Origin of the sequence: Terrisporobacter hibernicus, from assembly GCF_020809405.1 — a bacterium.
Classification (GTDB): Bacteria; Bacillota; Clostridia; order Peptostreptococcales; family Peptostreptococcaceae; genus Terrisporobacter; species Terrisporobacter petrolearius.
The window spans coordinates 681,073-703,901 of record NZ_CP081135.1 but is presented as its reverse complement, the minus strand read 5'-3'; the positions used below and the strand labels follow the sequence as shown (position 1 = coordinate 703,901).

General features: G+C 29.3%; 18 protein-coding genes. 16 read left to right on the top strand and 2 right to left on the bottom strand.

Annotation, left to right across the window (positions count from 1 at the left end; all coding sequences use genetic code 11):
• Window positions 1–5 precede the first annotated feature (5 nt).
• The 7 genes from JW646_RS03415 to JW646_RS03385 all read left to right on the top strand — a co-directional run bounded on the left by JW646_RS03415 (window position 6) and on the right by JW646_RS03385 (window position 8,173).
• A complete protein-coding gene (locus JW646_RS03415; protein ID WP_228416622.1) occupies window positions 6–791 on the top strand; it encodes an ABC transporter ATP-binding protein in 786 nt (261 codons plus the stop codon).
• 8 nt (window positions 792–799) lie between these two features.
• Complete coding sequence (locus JW646_RS03410; RefSeq protein WP_228416621.1) at window positions 800–2,161, top strand: MATE family efflux transporter; 1,362 nt, start codon at window positions 800–802, stop codon at window positions 2,159–2,161.
• A gap of 376 nt (window positions 2,162–2,537) precedes the next feature.
• Window positions 2,538–3,464: an ABC transporter permease gene (locus tag JW646_RS03405; RefSeq protein ID WP_074918495.1), complete on the top strand. Its 927-nt coding sequence runs from the start codon at window positions 2,538–2,540 to the stop codon at window positions 3,462–3,464.
• 19 nt (window positions 3,465–3,483) lie between these two features.
• On the top strand, window positions 3,484–4,494 hold the full coding sequence (locus tag JW646_RS03400; RefSeq protein ID WP_074918493.1) for an ABC transporter permease: 1,011 nt from the start codon (window positions 3,484–3,486) through the stop codon (window positions 4,492–4,494).
• A 12-nt stretch (window positions 4,495–4,506) separates the two neighbouring features.
• Window positions 4,507–5,517, top strand: coding sequence for an ABC transporter ATP-binding protein (locus JW646_RS03395; protein ID WP_074918491.1), 1,011 nt, complete (start codon window positions 4,507–4,509; stop codon window positions 5,515–5,517).
• Between the two features lie 3 nt (window positions 5,518–5,520).
• Complete coding sequence (locus JW646_RS03390; protein WP_083399347.1) at window positions 5,521–6,498, top strand: ABC transporter ATP-binding protein; 978 nt, start codon at window positions 5,521–5,523, stop codon at window positions 6,496–6,498.
• Between the two features lie 52 nt (window positions 6,499–6,550).
• Complete coding sequence (locus JW646_RS03385; protein ID WP_228416620.1) at window positions 6,551–8,173, top strand: peptide ABC transporter substrate-binding protein; 1,623 nt, start codon at window positions 6,551–6,553, stop codon at window positions 8,171–8,173.
• A gap of 63 nt (window positions 8,174–8,236) precedes the next feature.
• Here JW646_RS03385 and JW646_RS03380 read toward each other — a convergent pair whose 3' ends face one another.
• Window positions 8,237–8,464, bottom strand: coding sequence for a hypothetical protein (locus JW646_RS03380; RefSeq protein ID WP_228416618.1), 228 nt, complete (start codon window positions 8,462–8,464; stop codon window positions 8,237–8,239).
• Between the two features lie 270 nt (window positions 8,465–8,734).
• Window positions 8,735–11,641, bottom strand: a complete 2,907-nt coding sequence (locus tag JW646_RS03375) for a fibronectin type III domain-containing protein (RefSeq protein ID WP_228416616.1) — start codon at window positions 11,639–11,641, stop codon at window positions 8,735–8,737.
• A gap of 180 nt (window positions 11,642–11,821) precedes the next feature.
• On the opposite strand from JW646_RS03375, the gene JW646_RS03370 reads away from it, so the two are divergent.
• From JW646_RS03370 to JW646_RS03330, 9 genes are all read left to right on the top strand, one after another.
• Complete coding sequence (locus JW646_RS03370) at window positions 11,822–12,745, top strand: exonuclease domain-containing protein (protein ID WP_228416615.1); 924 nt, start codon at window positions 11,822–11,824, stop codon at window positions 12,743–12,745.
• 79 nt (window positions 12,746–12,824) lie between these two features.
• Window positions 12,825–14,090, top strand: a complete 1,266-nt coding sequence (locus JW646_RS03365; RefSeq protein WP_083399346.1) for a SulP family inorganic anion transporter — start codon at window positions 12,825–12,827, stop codon at window positions 14,088–14,090.
• 87 nt (window positions 14,091–14,177) lie between these two features.
• On the top strand, window positions 14,178–15,524 hold the full coding sequence (locus tag JW646_RS03360) for an MATE family efflux transporter (RefSeq protein WP_228416613.1): 1,347 nt from the start codon (window positions 14,178–14,180) through the stop codon (window positions 15,522–15,524).
• A 66-nt stretch (window positions 15,525–15,590) separates the two neighbouring features.
• The gene (locus JW646_RS03355; RefSeq protein ID WP_228416611.1) at window positions 15,591–16,412 is read left to right on the top strand and encodes a MerR family transcriptional regulator; all 822 of its coding nucleotides are present in this window, start codon (window positions 15,591–15,593) and stop codon (window positions 16,410–16,412) included.
• 169 nt (window positions 16,413–16,581) lie between these two features.
• The gene (locus JW646_RS03350; protein WP_228416609.1) at window positions 16,582–17,232 is read left to right on the top strand and encodes a hypothetical protein; all 651 of its coding nucleotides are present in this window, start codon (window positions 16,582–16,584) and stop codon (window positions 17,230–17,232) included.
• 189 nt (window positions 17,233–17,421) lie between these two features.
• Window positions 17,422–19,323, top strand: coding sequence for an anaerobic carbon-monoxide dehydrogenase catalytic subunit (gene cooS, locus JW646_RS03345; protein ID WP_228416607.1), 1,902 nt, complete (start codon window positions 17,422–17,424; stop codon window positions 19,321–19,323).
• Window positions 19,316–19,771 (top strand): 4Fe-4S dicluster domain-containing protein, encoded by a 456-nt coding sequence (locus JW646_RS03340; RefSeq protein WP_228416606.1) that lies wholly within the window; start codon window positions 19,316–19,318, stop codon window positions 19,769–19,771. The genes cooS and JW646_RS03340 overlap by 8 nt, the downstream gene beginning before the upstream one ends.
• Complete coding sequence (locus JW646_RS03335; RefSeq protein ID WP_228416605.1) at window positions 19,761–21,059, top strand: NAD(P)/FAD-dependent oxidoreductase; 1,299 nt, start codon at window positions 19,761–19,763, stop codon at window positions 21,057–21,059. The genes JW646_RS03340 and JW646_RS03335 overlap by 11 nt, the downstream gene beginning before the upstream one ends.
• A gap of 268 nt (window positions 21,060–21,327) precedes the next feature.
• On the top strand, window positions 21,328–22,662 hold the full coding sequence (locus tag JW646_RS03330; protein WP_228416604.1) for a hypothetical protein: 1,335 nt from the start codon (window positions 21,328–21,330) through the stop codon (window positions 22,660–22,662).
• The last annotated feature ends 167 nt before the right edge of the window (window positions 22,663–22,829 follow it).

The window sequence follows — 22,829 nt, the reverse complement described above, 5'->3', positions numbered from 1 at the left end:
AAATTATGACAGCTATAAGAACTAATAATTTAAATATATCTTACGGAAACTTAGATATTGTTAAAGACTTGAATTTAGAAATCCCTAGTGGAAAAATAACAACTATAATAGGTGCCAATGGTTGCGGTAAATCTACAATTTTAAAAACTATCGCAAGAATATTAACGCCTAAAAGTGGTGATATATTTATAAATGAAAAAAATATAAAAGAACAATCTTCAAAGGATTTAGCTAAAATAATGTCAGTACTGCCTCAAAGTCCACAAGCACCAAAAGGACTTACAGTAGAAGAGTTGATAGCTTATGGAAGATTTCCACATCAAAAAGGGTTTGGAAGATTAAAAGAAGACGACGAAGATATAGTAACTTGGGCATTGGAGGTTACAGGAATAAAAGAATTTAGAGATAGACCAATTGAAGCTTTATCTGGAGGTCAAAGACAAAGAGCTTGGATAGCAATGGCACTAGCTCAACAAACAGATATACTAGTGTTAGATGAGCCAACTACTTATTTAGACTTAGCTCATCAGCTAGAAGTATTAAATTTATTACAAGAATTAAATGAAAAGCATAAGACAACAATTGTCATGGTTATACATGAATTAAATAATGCAGCAAGATTTGCTCATCATATGATAGGAATAAAAAAAGGGAAAATATCTTGTGAGGGAAGTGCTCATGAAGTAATGACAAAGGAAAATCTTAAAGAATTATTTAATATTGACGCAGAAATTGTGGAAGATCCTAGATCTAAAAAACCTGTTTGTATAACTTATGATATGGTAGGATAGGAGACATAATGGAAAATCAAGGAGCATTAAGACATGAAAATATAAGCAAACTACTGATTAAGTATTCAGTTCCTGCCATCCTTGCTATGATGGTTACTTCATTATATAACACCGTTGATAGAGCATATATAGGTTCCATGGAAAATGTAGGTGCTTTAGCTATATCAGGACTAGGAATTACTATGCCGCTATTTACCATACTTGGAGCTTTTTGTGTGGCGATAGCTGTAGGAGGAAGTACCAATATATCAATAAAACTTGGAGAAGGAAATAAAGAAGAAGCAGAAAAAATAATGGGAAGTACAGTGGCTTTAGAATTTATCGTAGGAATTATTATGGTGTTGATAGGAATACTTTTCTTAGATAAGATTCTTTATGCTTTTGGAGCAAGTGATGATACTATAAAATATGCGAAAGATTATATGAGTGTGATTTTTGCAGGAACTTGGTTTAACTTACCTGGATTTGCACTAAATAGTTGTATAAGAGGTGAGGGAAATCCAAAATTATCTGCTAGAATGATGATAACATCATGTGTTCTTAACTTAATACTAGACCCCATATTCATATTTGGATTAGGTATGGGTATAAAAGGAGCGGCAATAGGTACGGTGGTTTGCCAGTTATTTATATTTATTTGGTCGATTTATTATTTTACTTTTGGTAAATCAAACTTAAAATTAAGACTCAAAAATATAAAATTAGATAAAAAATTAGTGAAAATAATATTAATTATAGCCCTAACGCCATTTTTTATGGAGTTAGCTGCTGGGTCTATACACTTAGTTACAAATAAAGTATTAAAAATATATGGAGGAGATTTATCTATAGGAGCTATGACAGCAGTTACATCGATTTCGCTAATGTTTTTAATGCCTATATTTGGACTAAGCCAAGGTATGCAAACTATAATTGCTTATAATTATGGGGCAAAACAATTTGGTAGAGCTAGAAAAACTCTTTTACTTGGAATTTTGTATGGTACAATAATTTTAACTATAGGATTTATTTTAGTTAAATTATTTCCAGAGGTTTTCATTGGAATATTTACAAAAGATGAAAGTTTAATGAATATGGCAATTGAAGGTACAAATATACATTTAACTACGATACCTATAGTTGGAGTATCAGTTCTTGGTTCTGTTTATTTTCAATCCATAGGTAAAGTTAAAAAGTCTATGTTTTTAAGTTTACTTAGGCAGGTGATTATATTAATACCAGTCATAATAATACTTCCAAAGATGTATGGTTTAAAGGGAGTATGGGCTTCTCAGCCAATATCAGATTTATTTGCTATGTTTATAATTGCATTATTCTTATACAAAGAGTTTAAAAGAGAGAAAATAAATTTATCTGAAATATGTAAATAGAAAAAGACAAAGTTAATTATTTTAACTTTGTCTTTTTCTATTTACATATAATAAATTAAAACTTAATTGTTAAATTCATTAAATTATGCATATAAACTAATTGTTAAAAGAATATTTATACAAAAAAATACAAGGAAGTACAAGATATATTATTTTTTATTAGAAAAAAACAACGAAAAACATATTAATTAAATGAATTATGTAAATTTTCTGATTAATTTATCTGAAAATGTAAATTACCAAATATTGACTTTGAATTAGGCCTAAATTAATATTTAAGTAAATAAAAAACATCGATAATATGAAAAAATAAACAAATGTAAAAAAGTTATTGTTAATGTATAAATTAAAGGTTAAATAAGAAAGGGGAAAAAAGATGGACACGGCAAAGTTTGTTTTTAAGCGTATTTTAATGGCTATTTTTACTATTTTTGTTGCAGCTACTATTACATTCTTTTTAATGAAACTAGTACCTGGAAGTCCATTTGCTTCTGAAAAAGCAAATGAAATAGCCCAACAAGCATTAAATGAGAAGTATGGTTTGGATAAGCCTGTATTTGAACAATACAAAATATATCTTCAACAATTATTGCATGGAGATTTGGGGGTAAGTTATAAACTTCAAAGAAATGTACCAGTCATGACAATAATCAAGCAATCATTTCCTATATCAGCAAAAATTGGAGCAATGTCAATTATATTCGCAATATTATTTGGAATTCCACTAGGATGTTTATCCGCGTTGAAAAGAGAAAAATGGCAGGATAGTGTAATTCGTGTAATATCAACTTTAGGCATTGCAGTACCGTCTTTCGTAATTGCAACAGCGTCAATGTTGCTGTTTGCAATTCAATTAAAAATATTACCTACATATGGATTAAGTGGTCCGTCTAGTTATATATTACCTGTATTCACCTTGGGATTTTACCCTATGTGTTATATAACAAGATTAATGCGTTCAAGTATGTTAGATGCTTTAGGTCAAGATTATATTAGAACAGCAAGAGCAAAGGGAATGTCCGAATTTGTAGTTACATTTAAACATGCTCTTAAAAACTCATTAATACCAGTTATAACTTATTTAGGTCCTTTAGTTGCATTTACTCTTGTAGGAGGATTTGTTGTAGAAAAAGTATTCAACATTCCAGGACTTGGGAGATACTTCATTAAAGCAATAGATGCAAGGGACTATAACATTATAATGGGTACAACTGTATTTTTGGCTACATTTGTAATATTAATGAATTTACTTTGTGACGTTTTATACAAATTAGTAGACCCTAGAATTAAGTTAGATGATTAGGTAAGGGGGGATAAATATTATGATTCTAGAAAAAAGTAATAAATTTAGCACACAACTAAAATTATCTCCAGAGGATTTTATCCCAGTTTCTAAACAAGAACAAGAAAGCCTAATTACTATGGGGGAAAATACTAGTTACTGGAGAGATGCATGGAGAAGATTAAAGAATAATAAAATAGCAATGATTTCTTTAATAGTAATATTATTATTTATTGTATTTGCGTTTATAGGGCCTTATTTAAGCCCTTATACATACGATCAGCAAATAAGAGGAGATGAAAACTTAAGACCTTGCGCTGAACATTTGTTTGGGACAGATAAGCTTGGAAGAGATTTGCTAGTAAGAACTATGGTAGGAGCGAGAATATCACTATTAATTGGAATAGGTTCAGCTCTTATAGTATTAGTTATAGGTTCTATATATGGCTCTATTTCAGGTCTTGTAGGTGGAAAAGTAGATATGGTAATGATGAGAATTGTTGAGATAATCTACTCGCTACCAGACATGCTAGTTATTATCTTACTAAGAATAGTGTTACAAGATCCTTTAACAAAGGCATTTGACTCGGGGCATTCTGTTGGTGTGTTGCAAACTCTAGGACCAGGTATTTTAGCCATGTTTATAGTTTATGGTCTGCTTTATTGGGTTGGTATGGCAAGAATAGTTCGTGGTCAAGTTTTACAACTTAAGGAAATGGAATATGTTAGTGCAGCAAGAGCTCTTGGTGCCAACAATAAAAGATTAATATTTAAACATTTGCTTCCAAACTGTGTAGGTCAATTAGTTGTAACTACTATGTTACAAATACCTTCTGCAATATTTACAGAGGCTTTCTTAAGTTTCTTAGGCATAGGTGTAAGTAAGCCACTTGCATCACTAGGTTCATTAGCTTCAGATGCACTTGATGGAATAGCATCTTATCCATATAGATTAATGTTTCCAGCTGTAGCAATAAGTATTATAATCCTTGCATTTAACTTATTTGGTGATGGTCTAAGAGATGCACTTGACCCAAGATTAAAGAAATAGGGGGACGATTATATGGAAAATACAATTACAAAACAAGATGTATTATTGAAAGTTAATGATTTGGAAGTATCTTTTTTTACTCATGCGGGAGAAGTAAAAGCAGTTCGTAAAATATCTTATGACTTAAAATATGGTGAAGCTATGGGAATAGTAGGAGAGTCTGGAAGTGGAAAATCAGTGGCATCTTATGCACTTATGGGAATTATTCCAGACCCAGGAAAGATTATTGGTGGAAACATTGATTTTCAAAACAAAGAAGTAACAACTTTACCAGAATCTGAAATGTTGAGGTTGAGAGGCAAAGAAATGGGCATGATATTTCAAGACCCTATGACATCTTTAAACCCAATATTTACAGTAGGCAGTCAAATAGATGAAAGTTTAAAAAAACATACGGATTTAGACAAAGAAGGAAGAAGAAAGAGAATAATTGAATTGTTTGAACTTGTTGGTATAAATCAGCCAGAAAAAAGATTAAAACAATATCCATATGAATTTTCTGGCGGAATGAGACAACGTGCCATGATAGCTATGGCTCTTGCTTGTAATCCAAAACTTCTAATAGCAGATGAACCTACAACTGCGCTAGATGTTACAATTCAAGCACAAATAATAGAATTATTAAAAGAATTAAAAGAAAAAATCAACATGTCCATTATATTTATAACTCATGATTTGGGAGTTATATCAGAAATATGTGATAAAGTTGCTGTGATGTATGCAGGTAATATTATTGAAAGAGGATGTATAGATGATATTTTTTATAATCCAAAACATCCATACACTCATGGTTTATTAAAATCTATACCTAAAATAAATAATGACACTCATGAAAGATTGATACCTATAGAAGGTAATCCAGTAGATTTAATTCATCCACCCAAAGGATGTTCTTTTGCCCCAAGGTGTGAGCATTGTATGAAAGTATGCATGGAAAATGTGCCTCCTGTTTACAAAGTTGACGAAAATCATGAAGTTAGCTGTTGGTTATTAGTTAAAGAAGAAATGGAAAAGGAGGAGTAAATCATGGAAAATGCAAATTCGAACTTAGTTGAAGTAAAAGGGTTAAAAAAATACTTTCCAGTAAAAGAAGGATTTCTTAAATCAAATTTTATAAAAGCTGTAGATGATGTAACTCTTCATATAAAAAAGGGTGAAACCTTAGGATTAGTAGGAGAAAGTGGATGTGGCAAAACTACTTTAGGTAGAGCTATACTTAGGCTTCACGAACCAACAGAGGGAAAAATTATTTATGACGGTAAAGACATTACTAATGTGAATATGCATTCTTACAGACGAAGAATGCAAATAATTTTTCAAGATCCATATGCTTCTCTAGACCCAAGAATGACAGTTGGAGATATAATTGGAGAACCATTAGACATTCATAAATTATATAACAATAAACAAGAAAGACAAGATAAAATTTATGATCTGTTAAAAACAGTTGGATTAAATAAAGAGCACGCAAATAGATTTCCACATGAGTTTTCTGGTGGGCAAAGACAAAGAATAGGTATAGCTAGAGCCTTGGCTGTGGAACCAGAATTTATAGTTTGTGATGAACCTATATCAGCACTAGATGTGTCAATACAAGCACAAATAGTAAATATGCTTGAAGATTTACAAAGGGAAAGAGGTTTTACTTATTTATTTATAGCCCATGATTTATCTGTAGTAAAACATATAAGCAATAGAATTGGAGTTATGTATTTAGGACATTTGGTGGAACTTACATCGAGCAGTGAATTATACAATAAACCTATGCATCCTTACACAAAGACATTATTATCAGCTATTCCAATAGCAGACCCTAAATCTAGTAGACAAAGAAAACGTATAGTACTACAAGGTGATATACCAAGTCCTCTAAATCCGCCAAGTGGATGTACTTTTAGAACAAGATGTCCATATGCAACTGAAGAGTGTAAAAATTCAGCGCCATTATTGAAAGAATACGAAAAAGGACATTTTGTAGCATGTCATAATATAGAAAAAATATAAGATATATATTACAGAGGGTATATATATAAATTATTAAAAAAGGGGGAGCAGTATGAAATTTAAGAAAAAAATAGCAGTCTTATTAGCATCAGCTTTAGCCATGTCTACAGCTTTAGCTGGATGTAGTAACTCGGGTAGTGGAGGATCGTCAAAAGGAGTAGAACTTAATGTTAACGTAGGTCCAGAACCAGCAACAATAGACCCAGCAAAAAACAGTGCAGTTGATGGAGCTACGCTAATAAATCATGCTTTTGAGGGGTTAATGAAACTAGATAAGGACAATAAAATAGTAGAAGGTCAAGCAGCAAAATATGAAGTTAACAAAGACGAAACAGTTTATACATTTACACTTCGTGAAGGTATAAAATGGTCTGATGGTGAGCAAGTAAAAGCAGAGGATTTTGTATATGCATGGCAAAGATTAGTAGACCCAAAAACTGGTGCAGACTATAACTACATGATAGATATGGTAAAAAATGCTAATGAAATAATGGCTGGAAAGAAAAAGCCAAAAGAATTAGGAATAAAAGCATTGGATGAGAAAACTGTAGAAGTAACATTAACAACTCCTACACCATATTTCTTAGAAGTATGTGCGTTTCCAGCTACATTCCCAGTGAGAAAAGACATAGTAGAAGCTAATGCAGATACTTGGTCAACAGATCCGAAAACTTATATAGGAAATGGACCATATGTATTAAAATCATGGGAGCATCAATCTAAAATGACATATGTAAAAAATGAAAATTACTATGATTTAAAAAAATTAGGACCAGATACAATTAATTTTGTACTTATGGAAGATAAAAATACTATGTTATCAGCATACAAAAATAATGAAATATTATTTGCTGATGATTTACCAAGTGAAGAAATAGACGCAATGAAAGATAAGGGTTTAGTAATAGAAAAACAATTAGGAACTTACTTCTTATCTATAAATGTTAAAAAAGAAGGATTGGATAATGTAAAAGTAAGAGAAGCTTTATCTTTAGCATTAGATAGAGATTATATAGTTGAAAAAGTAGCTAAAGGTGGTCAAATACCTGCAGATTCATTTGTGGCTACTGGATTAACTGATGCAGATGGAAAAACTGAGTTTCATGAAAATGCTAAAAAATGGTATGATGCAAAAGATTATAAAGGTAATGTTGAAAAAGCAAAAAAACTTCTTAAAGAAGCTGGATATGAAAATGGTAAAGGTCTTCCAAGTATAGAGCTTATGTGTAATCCAGGACATGAGCCAATAATGGAAGCAGTTCAAAATATGTGGAAAGAAAATCTTGGAGTAAATGTTACTATATCATCTCAAGACTGGAACGTATTTTTAGAAACAAGAAAACAAGGAGACTTCCAAGTTGCTCGTGATGGTTGGTTAGGTGACTACAATGATCCTGTATCTTTCATAGACATATGGGTAACTGGTGGCGGAAATAATAACGCTCAATGGTCTAATAAAGAATATGATAAAATAGTATCTGAAATAAAATCTACAACTGATTCAAAAGAAAGATATGCAAAAATGCATGAAGCAGAAGATATATTGGCAAAAGATATGCCAATAATACCAATATACTTCTATACTGATTTATACTTAATATCAGATAAATTAGAAGGTATGTATACTTCACCACTTGGATACAAATACTTTATGTATTGCACAGTAACTGAATAGTAGTTTAATAAATAAAAATAATATCACTCACTATGCCAAATAAGGCTTAGTGAGTGTTTTTTATTATAGAATATTAAATGTATATCTAATTTTTCGTGGTAAATCTAATATGTATTCTACAGAGCCATCTGAAAAAGTGTTTTTTTCATAATTTGGAATACTTCCGCCAATCCATTCAGCAATAGTATTTTCGATATTATCAGTTTCAATTTCTTCGAAAAAATTATCATCAAAAATATATACGCCGGCACAAGGGTTATATATTTCTCTGGATACTTCATATTTTTTCATGAATTTCCTCCTTATATAATTATTTATTCTATAAAATATATAAGTAAAAACTCTTTAGTATAATTTTGAGTATTTATTTTATTATACAAAGAAAACTACCTATTTTGTACTGTACTTTAAATATTATAATTTTGGTATAACAATTTGGGTAAGGTACATTTACAGATGGTTTTGATTTTATATTTTTATGAATTTAATATTTTAGATATAAATAATTAATTTGAATTTTTAAATATTAGATTTAAATTAATTTACAGTCAATTGGTAAAATTATTTTACTGTAGCAGAAACATTATTTTTACTAGTATAAGAATTATAGCTCATACCATTATAAGCTCTTACTAAGTAAGTATATTTTTTACCTTTTGATAACCCACTAACTGTATATTTAGTACCAGTTGTTGTTCCTATTGAAGTATACTTTTTAGTAGATGTATTGTATTTGTAGATACGATATTTACTAGCACCTTTTACAGATTTCCAACTTAGTGCAATATTTTTGCTTCCACCTTTAGCAGTAACTTTTGGCGAAGAACAATAAGTTCTAGATGACACTACATCATCTAAAGTATAAGAACTCCATGAATTACCATTGTAAGCTCTGACTAAATAAGTGTATTCTGTACCACTAGATAATTTTTTTACAGTATATTTAGTACCAGTAGTATCAGCTATTTTTGTGATTTTATTAGTTTTTTGATTATAAGAATAAATTCTATATTTAGTTGCACCAGTAACTTTACTCCATGAAATTGTTATTTGGTTCTGCCCATCATTGGAAATAGTTCTAGGTGAAGCACAAAGTGTAGAGCATGATATATTATTTTTGGATCTAGTATGATAATTATAGTAAGTACCATTATAAGCTTTTACTAAATAAGTATATTCTGTACCATTAGATAAGTTAGATACAGTATATTTTAAATCTGTAGTATCTGCAATTTTTGTATATGTACCAGTTTCCTTATTAAATGAATAAATTCTATATCGAAGAGCGCCTTTTACATATTTCCAACTTAATGTAATACTTTTATTTCCACCTTTAGCAGTTGCATTTGGAGCAGCACAAAATGTTACTGCAGAGATGTTGTTTGAAGAAGTATAATTACTCCATGATGAACCATCATAAGCTCTTACTAGATAAGTGTATTTTGTACCATCCTTTAAATTGCTAATAGTATAGCTTGTTTTAGTAGTATCAGTGATTTTTGTGTATTTTTTTGTACTTTCATCATAGGAATAAACTCTATATTTAGTAGCACCAGCAACTTTATTCCAATTTAAAGTGATTTGATTCCTTCCACTATCAGCGGTAACATTTGGAGCAGTAGTTATAGTTTTTGATACATATATGTATTTTCCATATTTCAATTTATAGTAAGTAATACTACCATCTGTTGCATCCCAAATTGCCACATCGTACTTATCTTTGTCTTGGAACTCTACCATATAATTTGTATGATTTTGTTTTGCAAGTTTTCCAAGTTCACTAGAATAATCAGTTAAAGGACTTATATAAAAATCTAGTAATGATGAATAAGATTCACTACTTGCACTAGCTCTTGTACGACCAAATAATCCACAAGCTGTGTCAGCAGATGCACTCATAAAAGTTGTTGAACTATATCCAGACATAGAAATATCAGGATAGAAGAACAAAATAAGTTCAGCTGCAATAGATGACTCAATATCAGTAACACCTAATTCTGATAATTCTTTCTGTTTACTTTCATAGAGATTTGTAGGTGTTGAAGGATGACCTTTATAGTAATAAATATAGTCGTCACCATAGTAAGTTTTTAGGAATTTTGTATAATCAGAAAAATTGCTTTCTAGGTTAACTCTAGTCCCCAAAATCATCATAACTTTTTTGTTTTTTTGTGTAGCCTCACTAAACATAGTATCATTAAAATGGTATAAAGTTTTGAGCTCATTAATGACATTATCACCTTTAGTTTGAAGGTTTGTAAGCATACTAGAAATATTAGTTATCTTTATAGCTGGACAATTTTTAGCTTGATTAAGGAAGTTGGTATCACTAATGTTAAATGTATCATTAACACGTGAAAGCCACCACTGAGTGTCATTTTTACTTTCTTCGTTTACAATAACATAAGCATAATAACGTAAAAGGCTATTAGAATTTCCAGCGTAAGCATACTCTAATTTTGATAAATCAATATAGTTACCCTTACTATATTGTTCTTTAACATATGCCCATTCTTTAGCCATAGAGTTATATACATTTTGTGGGTTTGAAACATTAAATATTTTATTAAAATCAGCATAAGATGCAGTACCATCAGATAAAACTCTTAAACTATATTGATTTGATGGTATATTATTTTGAATAATAACTGTTAAAAATGTTTTTATAGTGTAGTCTACAGTATATAAATTAAATTTTGAGTCTGGATTTAATTCATATAAATCTTTAACATATTGAGACATCATGTTGATTTTACTTTGGAAAGAGGTATTATCTCTATTTGTTAAGAAAGGAACTTCATAAACATTTTCTGGAATATTATTCCAATTGTAAGCATCACTTCTAGTTAAGGCTACAAATGTTGGAACTGGTTCATTATTTGAATTATCTTTCATATCCCAAAGAGATAGTGTAAATTGAACAACTGGGAAAGTTGCATTTAAAGCGGCTAGATTATATTCCTCAGCAACTACACCTACAGTAGAAGTATTTCCATTAGTAACTACTTTATCATTTTTATAATAAATAGCTTGTACAGAAAATTTACCGTATGTAGGAAAGTTTATTTCGAAGGAGTTGTCTTTAATATCAGATAACTTAATTTTTTTTGAAAAACTTTGAACAGTTGTGCCATTATAAGACATATTCCCCTTTATAACAACTGAATCGGCTTTGTCTAAATTAATAATACGTTTAAGGTTTGGAATATCGACAGTGACATTTTTGTAGTTTATTTTTGTTTGATCATAATTAGTTTCATAAAGATAAGAGCCTTTAGCAAGTTGAGAATCTTGGCAAACGTTTTCTTGAGATTCGAAGGAGTCAGTATTTTCATCTTTACTAGATTCAACTGATTGAGAACTATCTAATGCATCATTATATAATTCTGCATAGGTAAATGTAGGAATAGATGAAAATAAGATAACAAGTGATATTATAAATGATAAGAATTTACTTGTTTTTTTCATTTTAATTATTACCCCCAATACTAATTTTTATAATAACTTAAAGATAGAATACTATAATAGGATAATATAGTCAATATGTTTGCTAGGGATATATTTAAGTATAAATAAGTAAATTTAATTACAAATTCAAACTCTATGATATAATGAGTACCATTAAAATATAAATTTGTGGAGGATTTTATGAACTTTGTAGCTATAGACTTTGAGACAGCAAATGAAAAAAGAGCTTCTGCATGTTCTTTAGGTATTACTGTTGTAAAAGATAATAAAATAATAGAAGAAAAATACTGGCTAATTAGGCCAAAAACAATTAGATTTGAACCAAGAAATATAATTATACACGGAATTAGGGAAGAAGATGTGATTGATGAAAAAGAATTTGATAAATTATGGCCAGAGATAAAAACATATTTAGAAGACAATTTGGTAATAGCACATAATGCATCCTTTGACTTTTCAGTACTTAGAAATACACTAGATATTTATAATTTAGAATATCCAAATTTAGATTATGCATGTACTTTAGTAGCTTCAAAATTATTTTATAGTTATTTAAATAATCATAAGTTGAATACAGTAAATAGACATTTATGTTATAAGTTTAATCATCATCATGCTAGTGCGGATGCTACTGCTGCTGCCAATATTTTAATAAATATTTCTAAAGAATTGAATTTAAACAATATAGACGATATAGCTAATATTGTAGGATTCAAGCTAGGCAGTATAGGTGATAATACTTATGCACCATGTAAAAAAATAAGAGAAGGCGTTGTTTCAAATAGATGTGAAGATAATGAGTATGTAAATAATATACTTTCATCAGAAACTGATTACTTTAAAAATAAAATAGTAGTATTCACAGGAGAACTAAACTCTATGAGTAGAGCCGAAGCAACAAAAGTTATAAATGATTTAGGTGGAATAACAAGGAACTCTGTTACTAAAAAAACTAATATTTTAATTACTAATGTTAGAAATATTGAAGATTTAAGCCAAAACCAAATGAGTAATAAGTTAAGAACAGCAGTTAATTATATAAATCAAGGACAAGATTTAATAATAATAAATGAAGAAAAATTAGAAAAAATATTAAATATATAAAAATATATTTCTTTGACTTTATTACTTTCTAAGAGTATGATACAGAAGTACGAAGTTTTAAAGGAGGTAATATAATAGAATGTCGCCAAAGTTAATCACAATGTTTAGAAATAATGAAATAAGTGGTGAGCTAATGAAAAATGATATAATAGCTGGTTTTATAGTAGCAATAATAGCACTTCCGCTATCTATAGCTTTAGCTATATCATCAGGAGTGTCACCAGAGAAAGGCCTTATTACAGCTATATTTGCTGGATTTATGATATCTTTTTTAGGTGGTAGTAAGGTGCAAATAGGGGGACCTACAGGTGCATTTGTAGTAATTGTTTATGGTATTGTAAAAACCCATGGAATTGATGGTCTTATTATTGCAACAATAATGTCTGGAATAATACTAGTTATTATGGGTATGCTGAAAATGGGAAACCTTATAAAATATGTTCCGCAAACGGTCACAGTAGGATTTACCAGTGGAATTGCAGTTACTTTGCTAATCACACAAATTAAAGATTTATTAGGATTAAATATAAAAGATGTTCCAGCTGAAGCGTTACATAAAATTGTAGCCTATATGGAAAATTTAAATAGTTTTCATGTAATTACATTTTTAATAGGTTTAGCATGTATTTTGATAATGGTATATTGGCCAAAAGTAAATAAAAGTGTGCCAGCATCAATAATAGCCTTAGTATTTGCAACATTAGTTGTAAAAATATTTAGTTTAAATGTTGATACAATTGGAAGTTTATATTCCAACATATCCTCAACTATACCAATGCCAAGCATTCCGAAAATTAATATTGATAAAATAATTCAATTAATTCAGCCAGCCATAACCATAGCAGTTTTGGCTTCCATAGAATCACTCTTATCTTGTGTTGTTTCAGATAAAATGATAGATGATAAACACGACTCAAATAGTGAACTTGTAGCACAAGGTTTTGGAAATATTGCTTCAGCTATATTTGGAGGAATACCTGCAACAGGTGCAATAGCAAGAACAGCTGCAAATGTAAAAAACGGAGGAAGAAGTCCTATATCTGGAATAATCCATGCAATTACACTTCTTTTAATAATGATATTATTAATGCCATTAGCAAAAATGATTCCTATGACAGTTTTATCTGCAATATTAATAATAGTTTCTTATAATATGGGTGAGTGGAAAGAAATGAAAGAAATGATGAACCTACCTAAAATGGATGTAGTAGTTCTTTTATCCACATTTATTTTAACAATAGTATTTGATTTGGTTATTGCCATAATAGTTGGTATGAGTATACATTTAATCTCTGTTTTATTTATGAATAAAAGTGATGATAAAGCTACTAAAGAAGTTGCTTAATACACAAATATTTTTCGAAATATGTATTGACTCTATACTTAGTATAGACTTTATAATATACCTTAGTATTTTAATAGGAGGTATATTATGGTTACAGAATTTTTAAGTTATGCAATACCATCTGCTTTGGCAAACTTTATTTCATCTTTATACACAGTCGTAGACGGAATATTTGTAGGTCAAGGTGTTGGAGATACGGCTTTAGCTGCCGTAAATATAGTACTTCCTTTTACTGTTGTATTATTTGGAATAGCAAGTATGCTAGCAGTAGGTGGAGGAGCATTAGTATCAAAGAATGTTGGTGCTAATAATATAGATAAAGCATTAAATATATTTAGACAAGTAATGAAATTATTATTAATAATATGTATAGTTACAACTATAGTTTGTGTGGCATTTCCAGAACAAATAGTTAGGATGCTTGGAGCAACAGATAATTTAGAGCCTATGGCAACAGAATACTTAAGATATTATGCAATTTTCTGCACGCCAAACTTAGTAGGTATAGTACTAAATTCATTTGTTAGAAATGATAATAGACCAAAACTTGCCATGGTTTCAACTATAGCAGGTGCCATTACAAATGTAATTCTTGATTACGTATTTATATTCCCACTTGGTATGGGTATAAAAGGAGCTGCAATAGCTACTGGACTTGGTCAAATAGTTACAGTTTCAATGTTATTACCACATTTCTTAAGAAAAAGAGGCGTATTAAGTTTTGGGAATGCATCACTAAACAAAGATACTTTAAAAGAAGTATTAAACGTTGGATTCCCATCATTCTTTGGACAATTAAGTTTCTCAATAATAGTATTCTTACACAATATCGCATTTTCAAATTACATGGGAGAAATAGGAATATCAACATATAGTATAATAAACTATATAACAACAAATATATATATGGTATTATTAGGATTAACATTCGGAGCACAGCCGCTTATAAGTTATAATTTTGGTAGAAAAGATAAACATAAAATGTTGAAATTCTATAAAATTAATGTAATATCATCTTTAGTAGTAAGTATAAGTGCAGCTGCAATTTGTTATATATTTGGAACTAGTGTAGTTGGTATATTTACAACAGATCCTAAAATAGCTGAACTTGCTTATAATGGTATAAAAATAGCATGTCTTGCTTATATAGTAGGTAGTGTAAATCTAGATACATTAGTTTATTATCAAGCAGTTGAAATACCTTTATTCTCAAATTTATTCTGCATATTTAGAGCAATGGTATTTTTACCAATATGTTTATATGTATTACCTAAGATATTTGGGTTAAATGGAATTTGGGCAAGTGTCTTAATATCAGAATCACTAACATTTATAGTTATGTATATAATTGCTAATGTAAAAAAATATACAGATATTGTTTTAAATAAAGAAAAAAAAGCAGCGGAAGCACTTGAAGAAGCTACTATAATATAGATATAATGAGGACATTAATATTTAAATTAATGTCCTTTTTATATACATAATTATGGAGGTGATAAATTGGGAAAGTATTTGTCTATTGGTCAAATGGGAAAATTAAATAACTTATCAGTACAAACTTTAAGGCATTATGAAAAGGTTGGATTGTTAAAACCTTCTTATATAAATGAAGATACAGGTTATAGGTATTATTCTATGAAAGATTTTAATACTATAGATTTAATAAAACAGTGCAAGGCTATGGGGCTATCCTTAGAAGAAATAAAAGAGGTTACAAATAACTACACATCTTTGGAATCCATAGTTGATATACTAGGAAACCAAAAAAAAATAGTAACAGAAAAAATGAAAGAATTAGAGAATATAAAAAATAAAGTGGAATCCCTAGAAGCTAAAATAAAAATATCTTTAAATATAGGTATAAATGATATTTTTATAAAATACAATGAGGAAAGAAAATTTATTCAGTATAATTTTACTGATCGTTTTTCTGATGAGTTTGAAATTAACTTAAGGAAAATTCTTTTAGAAGTAGAAAGAGATTATGACAATGTTAATGCGGAAATAGCTTTTACTGTATCATATGAAGATGTGAAAAGAGAAGGACGAGCAGAGTGTAAAAATGTAATGATTAATTTGGGAGAAAATGTGTCTTATAAAGACGATAAAATAATTTCAATGGAGAAAGGAAATTATTTGACTATGTATTTTGATGATACTTACAGAGATTCAGGGAAATATTATGACGTGATTATGAAATACATAGAAAGTAATAATATAAAAACTATTGGAGACTTTAATGAAATATATATAATGACTAGAGTAGGAAATGATGGAAAAGAAAAATCACTTGGACAAATAGAAATTTTAATAGAAGATTAATTAAAATAAAAATAAGCTATGAAAAAAATTCATGATAGCTTATTTTTATTTTGAAATTTCACATTAATTAATTATGTAATTTGCTGGTAATGTATATAATCTTTATAAGCATATATTTATATAGTACAACTTATGAATTAAGTGGGGATTTATGTAAGGAGGTATTTTATTGAAAAATAGAAGGAAGTATTTATTCATAGGAATAATATTTTTTGTTATTACAAGTTTATTTTTTATAGGCAGAGTTGAATGGAAAAGTAGAAATGATAATAGTCCTAAGGTAGATATGAATGTAAATACAAATTTTAATTTACCACAAAACCAAATAGAATATATACAGTCACTAGTAGGGTTGGAATCAAAGGATATGAAAATATTGGACAATCCATTGAGAATAGAGGGAAGTTTTTATATACCAGAAGATACAATATTAAGTTATGTTAGTCATTATTTGAAAAATACAAACAATAAAGATATTGAAAATATAAAAATTACAATTAATGAAAATGGATTAACTATAGGAGGTCAATATAAGCTTCTTGCTTACTTGAAAACTCCAATAGATATAGATATATTGCCTACGCTAACTGAAGATAATGATTTGAAACTTAATTTAAAAGATATTAGAGTATTAAATTTAAGTTTAAATAACGATATTGTTGATGCTATAGCTGATAGCTGGTTTTCAAACTTAGATAATATTACTGTGGATAAGGGTGATATAATAATAGAAAAAACTTTTTTTAAAAATACCCATATAAAATCAATATCTGTTGAAAAAGATTTTTTAGTAGTAAATTTAAGCACAAGTCTAAAATAAAATTGATAGATTAATTTCTATCTTTTTTTTTGAAAAAAATACAAAAACATGTTTAGGAAAAAGTTTTCAAGGTATGTATAGTAATAGGAAGAAAAAATTGTTAGTTAATAAACTATCACAAATACTAAGCTAATCAAAAACCACTTCTTAGGATGTAAAAATCAAAAATTATTTTTAGGGGGAGTTAAAATGGATTGTAATAGTTGTAAAATGTGTAAAAGTGCAGATGAGAGATTGGAAAGTTTTGTAGCAAGTAAGGAGTTTGATACAGCATTTCATAGAACAGAAACTCAAAAACAAAAATGTGGATTTGGTTTACAAGGAGTTTGTTGTAGACTCTGTTCAAATGGACCGTGTAGAATAACACCTAAATCACCAAAGGGGATCTGTGGAGCTGATGCAGATACAATAGTTGGTAGAAACTTTTTAAGAGCAGTTGCTTCAGGATCAGCATGTTATATTCACGTAGTAGAAAATACAGCTTTAAATCTAAAACATGTGGGAGAAACAAAGGGGATAATCAAAAGTGAAAAAGCATTAAATCATTTAGCTGAAAAATTGGGAATAGAAGCAAATGATAAATATGAAAAATGTATTAAAGTTGCTGATGCAGTTTTAAATGATTTATACAAACCTAGATTTACAAAAATGGAACTTGTTGAAAAAATAGGATATGGACCAAGAGTTGAAAAATGGAAAGAGCTAGGAATTATGCCTGGTGGAGCTAAGTCAGAGGTGTTTGATGGGGTAGTAAAATCGTCAACTAATTTAAATTCAGATCCAGTAGACATGTTAATGAGTTGTTTGAGTCTTGGAATTTCAACAGGGCTTTATGGACTAACACTTACAAATCTTATTAATGACATAATGCTAGGTGATCCAGTTATAAGAATGGCACCAGTTGGATTTAGAGTAATAGATGAAGATTATATAAATATAATGATTACAGGTCACCAACATTCAACATTTACATCATTCCAAGAAAAATTAAAAGAACCAGAAGTTGTTAAACTTGCAAAATCTGTGGGAGCAAAAGGATTTAGACTTGTAGGATGTACATGCGTAGGTCAAGATTTACAACTTAGAGGAGAACACTATCAAGAAATATTTGCAGGTCATGCTGGAAACAACTTTACAAGTGAAGCTGTATTATCAACAGGGGCAATAGATATGGTAGTTTCAGAATTTAACTGCACAATACCAGGGCTTGAACCTATAGCAGATGAATTAAAAGTTAAAATGATATGCCTTGATGATGTTGCTAAAAAGAAAAATGCAGAATATATTTACTTGGATAGAAATAAATACGATGAAATAGATAGAAAATTAATAAATGAAGCTTTAGAATCTTATAAAAATAGAAGAAGCGAAGTTAAAATAGATATACCAAAAGATCATGGATTTGAGCAATCTTTAACTGGAGTTAGTGAAAAGAACTTAAAAGAATTTTTAGGTGATTCATGGAAACCATTAGTAGATTTAATAGCTAATGGAACAATTAAAGGTGTGGCAGCAATTGTTGGATGTTCAAATATGACTGCTGGTGGTCATGATATGAATACAGTTGAGTTAACTAAAGAATTAATTAAGAGAGATATTATAGTATTGTCAGCAGGATGTTCAACAGGAGGACTTGAAAACGTAGGATTAATGTCACCAGGAGCAGAAGAATTGGCAGGAGAAAATTTAAAAGCTGTATGCAAACAACTTAATATACCGCCAGTATTAAACTTTGGCCCATGTTTAGCAATAGGTAGACTTGAAATAGTTGCAACAGAACTTGCTGCATACTTAGGAATAGATTTACCACAGTTACCACTTGTACTTTCAGCACCACAATGGTTAGAAGAACAAGCACTTGCAGATGGAGCATTTGGTCTAGCATTAGGTCTTCCTCTACATTTAGCACTTCCTCCATTTATAACAGGAAGTAAATTAGTGACAGAAGTTTTAACAGAGGGGTTAAAAGATATAACAGGAGGTCACGTAATAGTTAATCCAGACCCTAAATCAACTGCAGATCAGTTAGAAGAAATAATAATAGATAGAAGAGTAAAACTTGGGTTAAAGGATGTGGAATCTTATGCATAGAATTTTAATTGATAAAGACTTATGTAAAGGTTGTAAAGGTTGTGTTCTAGCTTGTATGTTAAGAAATAGTAATGCTGAAGATATATACACATTAGATTTAGATAGTATAGATACTGAAAGTAAAAATCATATAGAAATGGACAGAAATAATCAACCAATACCTATATTTTGCAGACATTGTGATGAGCCAGAGTGTGTAATAACTTGCATGAGTGGGGCTATGAGTAAAGATGAAGACAGCGGAATAGTTTCATATGATGAGAGTAAATGTGGATCTTGCTATATGTGTGTAATGTCATGTCCTTATGGTTTATTAAAAGTAGACGATAGAAGTAAACAAAAAATATTAAAATGTGATTTATGTAAAAATGAAGAAATTCCTAAGTGTGTAGCTATGTGTCCTACAGGAGCAATAAAGCTACAAAAGGAGGATGCTTATGCTAGATAAATTATTTAATAAATTGTCATCTAATAAAGAAAAAAATTATATTGATATAAAAAATACTCCAAACAGTTATGTAATTATAGGAGCTAGTGCAGCAGGAATAAATGCAGCAAAAACTTTAAGACAACTAGACCAAAAGTCAAGCATTACACTCATATCAAAAGACGAAAAAATATATTCTCGTTGCATGTTACATCATGTGATATCAGAACATAGAAGTGTGGAAAGTATTAATTTTGTAGATATGAATTTTATGGAAAAAAATAATATAAAGTGGATAAAAAATACTGAAGCAAAAAGTATTGATACTAAAAATAAAATAGTAAATTTGGAGCTTGAAAATATAAGTTATGATAAATTATTAATAGCAACAGGAGCAAAATCTTTTGTGCCACCAATAAAAAATGCAAAAGAAGGAAATAACATATATTCCCTTAGGGATCTTGAAGATGTAATTTATATAAAAGAAAAAATCAAGGATAGTAAAAAAGTTGCAATAATAGGTGCAGGACTTATAGGTATAGATATATTGACATCACTTTTAGATAAGGGAAATTTAGACGTATCTTTAATTTATCCAAATGAGTATATATTAGATTTACAACTTGATAAATATTCAGCTAAAGTATATGAAAGTAAATTTATAGACCTTGGTGCAAAATTATATTCTTCATTACCAGTAAATCGAATTCTATTAGATGATAATAAGAATGTTAAAGGTGTTGAATTGGGGGATAATAGTATAGTTGAATGTGATTTGTTAATAATTGCTACTGGTGTTAGACCTAATACAGAAATTGTTGCTAATACTAATATTGAAGACAACAGAGGAATAGTTATAAATGACAAATGTGAAACTACAGTAAAAGATGTATATGCGGCAGGAGATGTGGTTGGCAAAAATGCAATTTGGCCACTAGCTGTAAAACAAGGAATTGTAGCAGCTTACAATATGGCTGAAGTTGAAAAAATTATAGACGATGAATTTACCTTTAAAAATAGTATGAATTTTGTAGGCATACCAACAGTTTCTTTAGGAATAGTTATACCACCAAATGATACTTATGACGTAATTACTAGATGTGATAAGGATGGATATAAAAAGTTTGTTATAAAGGATAATGTAATAACAGGATTTGTTGCCCAAGGAGACATTTCTTATACAGGACCTATTACTTATTTAATAAAACATAAAGTTGAAATACCTAATTTAAGGGATAGGGTATTTCATATTGGATATGCAGACTTCTATTCTTTGAAAGAAAATGGAGAGTTTGAGTATAATATTTAAAAAATTTATATAAACTTTAAATAAATTTCTTATTATCTTTTTAAGAATTGTAAAATGCCAGAAAGCCTTATTTTTTAGGTGCTTCTGGCATTTTTACTATTACACATATATTCATGACAATTATTAAAAAAAGTTCATATAAGTTACAATAAATTGTTTAATCTAATCATGTATTTAGGTAGAATTTCTTTCCTTATCGTTTTGACAATACAATCATAAAGGGGTATAATTTTAGTTCAAAATAACGATTAAAAAAGAGGTGTATCCTGTGAAAAATCTATCTGTTGCATTAGGAGAGGCATTAGCTGAAGGAGCGGTAATAATACCAAATGTAATTTTTGCGGGCTTAATTTATCAGCATAATGGTAATTATCAGTTCTTGCTTCCATTTGTCTTGTTATATTCTTTTGAAAAAGCAGGTGTATTTGCTATACAAGGATTTGGAACTGTTAAGAATCCTTATAAAATCTTGGAATGTTGCTTATTGACAGCTATTACTGGGATCATACTTTGTATATTTGGTACTTATTATCATTATCTATGGGAAATAGGTGCGATTCTAGTAGGTATTGGCTTGTCTAACTATACTGCTTTATTTAGGACAATCAGAGATATATTAAAAAACGCAGGAAGTTGGAACTATGAAAATGCATTGATAAAAGGTTACTTTATTTTGGCGGTAATAATGGGATTTTCAATATTTCTTCGCCACATATCAATAAATATAATTTTCATTGTATTTTTGGTCATTTTGCTTAATATTCTTATTTTCATCCATAAACTTGATAGTAATTCTGAAATGAGGTTTCAGCCGCTTTTCGAAAAACAAAACTGTGCATGGCTAAACTTCTTACCTGCTTTAGGTATGCTGATATTTACTTTTTTTACAAGAACACTAAAGCAGACATCAGATATAAGATACATTCTATATGTAGGATTTGGTTTTTGCATACTTATATTAATAGGAGCGTTTTTAAAAAAATTATCTTTTAATCTCCATTCAATACAAACCTTGTGGTTTGGTGCTGTAAGAAACTTTTTAATTATATATAGCTTGATATATTTTATAGCCGTTGATAAAAGTTATATGGTTGGCTTTTCCTATGCAATGATAGCCATAGGTATTATGTTATCTATTACAATAAAAAGGAAAATAAAATTACTTTCTTTAAAGATAAATCCTGAAATTATTTGTATATGCGCAAGTATGATAAGTCTTATACTACTTTTTTCTTCATATACTTATCTGCTTGGTATTATGTTTTGCTGTGCTTTTGTTGCTACTGGCAACAGTTTAGTCTTGCAAAAGTTTATAGAAGATAATACATTTCCAATGTTAGAGCGAAGAATTATTCGTTCAAAGTTTTACGGACTTGGCGCTATTATCCAACAAGCTATATTGCTGTCTATATTGATAGTAGTATCGTGGATAAAAAACCAAAATGGAAGTATTGCATTGCGAGCTTATGCCCTTTCAAATGGTACAATTGCATTACAAAGCACTTTTTTATATGTAAAAATAATTTGCATATTGTTTATTATTTTAAGTGGTGTGTATTTAATGTATTATACTAGAAAAAAGTTAGGGTATTTCAAAAAATAGATATTGTATAGTAAAAGTAATATGTGTATTTTAGTATGCATTGTTTGTATATGGTATTTGTCCCCAAAAGAGCACGATTTACTTTTTAAAAATTAGGATCATATTACATATACTAACCCTTGACTAGAATCCGCCAATATAATTAGACGCGCATTATCACTCATTAA

What these genes read in the sequence shown, in the direction of transcription:
- JW646_RS03415 (WP_228416622.1), top strand. Translation starts at nt 6, where the DNA reads ATGACAGCTATAAGAACTAATAATTTAAATATATCTTACGGAAACTTA.
- JW646_RS03410 (WP_228416621.1), top strand. Translation starts at nt 800, where the DNA reads ATGGAAAATCAAGGAGCATTAAGACATGAAAATATAAGCAAACTACTG.
- JW646_RS03405 (WP_074918495.1), top strand. Translation starts at nt 2,538, where the DNA reads ATGGACACGGCAAAGTTTGTTTTTAAGCGTATTTTAATGGCTATTTTT.
- JW646_RS03400 (WP_074918493.1), top strand. Translation starts at nt 3,484, where the DNA reads ATGATTCTAGAAAAAAGTAATAAATTTAGCACACAACTAAAATTATCT.
- JW646_RS03395 (WP_074918491.1), top strand. Translation starts at nt 4,507, where the DNA reads ATGGAAAATACAATTACAAAACAAGATGTATTATTGAAAGTTAATGAT.
- JW646_RS03390 (WP_083399347.1), top strand. Translation starts at nt 5,521, where the DNA reads ATGGAAAATGCAAATTCGAACTTAGTTGAAGTAAAAGGGTTAAAAAAA.
- JW646_RS03385 (WP_228416620.1), top strand. Translation starts at nt 6,551, where the DNA reads ATGAAATTTAAGAAAAAAATAGCAGTCTTATTAGCATCAGCTTTAGCC.
- JW646_RS03380 (WP_228416618.1), bottom strand. Translation starts at nt 8,464, where the DNA reads ATGAAAAAATATGAAGTATCCAGAGAAATATATAACCCTTGTGCCGGC.
- JW646_RS03375 (WP_228416616.1), bottom strand. Translation starts at nt 11,641, where the DNA reads ATGAAAAAAACAAGTAAATTCTTATCATTTATAATATCACTTGTTATC.
- JW646_RS03370 (WP_228416615.1), top strand. Translation starts at nt 11,822, where the DNA reads ATGAACTTTGTAGCTATAGACTTTGAGACAGCAAATGAAAAAAGAGCT.
- JW646_RS03365 (WP_083399346.1), top strand. Translation starts at nt 12,825, where the DNA reads ATGTCGCCAAAGTTAATCACAATGTTTAGAAATAATGAAATAAGTGGT.
- JW646_RS03360 (WP_228416613.1), top strand. Translation starts at nt 14,178, where the DNA reads ATGGTTACAGAATTTTTAAGTTATGCAATACCATCTGCTTTGGCAAAC.
- cooS (WP_228416607.1), top strand. Translation starts at nt 17,422, where the DNA reads ATGGATTGTAATAGTTGTAAAATGTGTAAAAGTGCAGATGAGAGATTG.
- JW646_RS03340 (WP_228416606.1), top strand. Translation starts at nt 19,316, where the DNA reads ATGCATAGAATTTTAATTGATAAAGACTTATGTAAAGGTTGTAAAGGT.
- JW646_RS03335 (WP_228416605.1), top strand. Translation starts at nt 19,761, where the DNA reads ATGCTAGATAAATTATTTAATAAATTGTCATCTAATAAAGAAAAAAAT.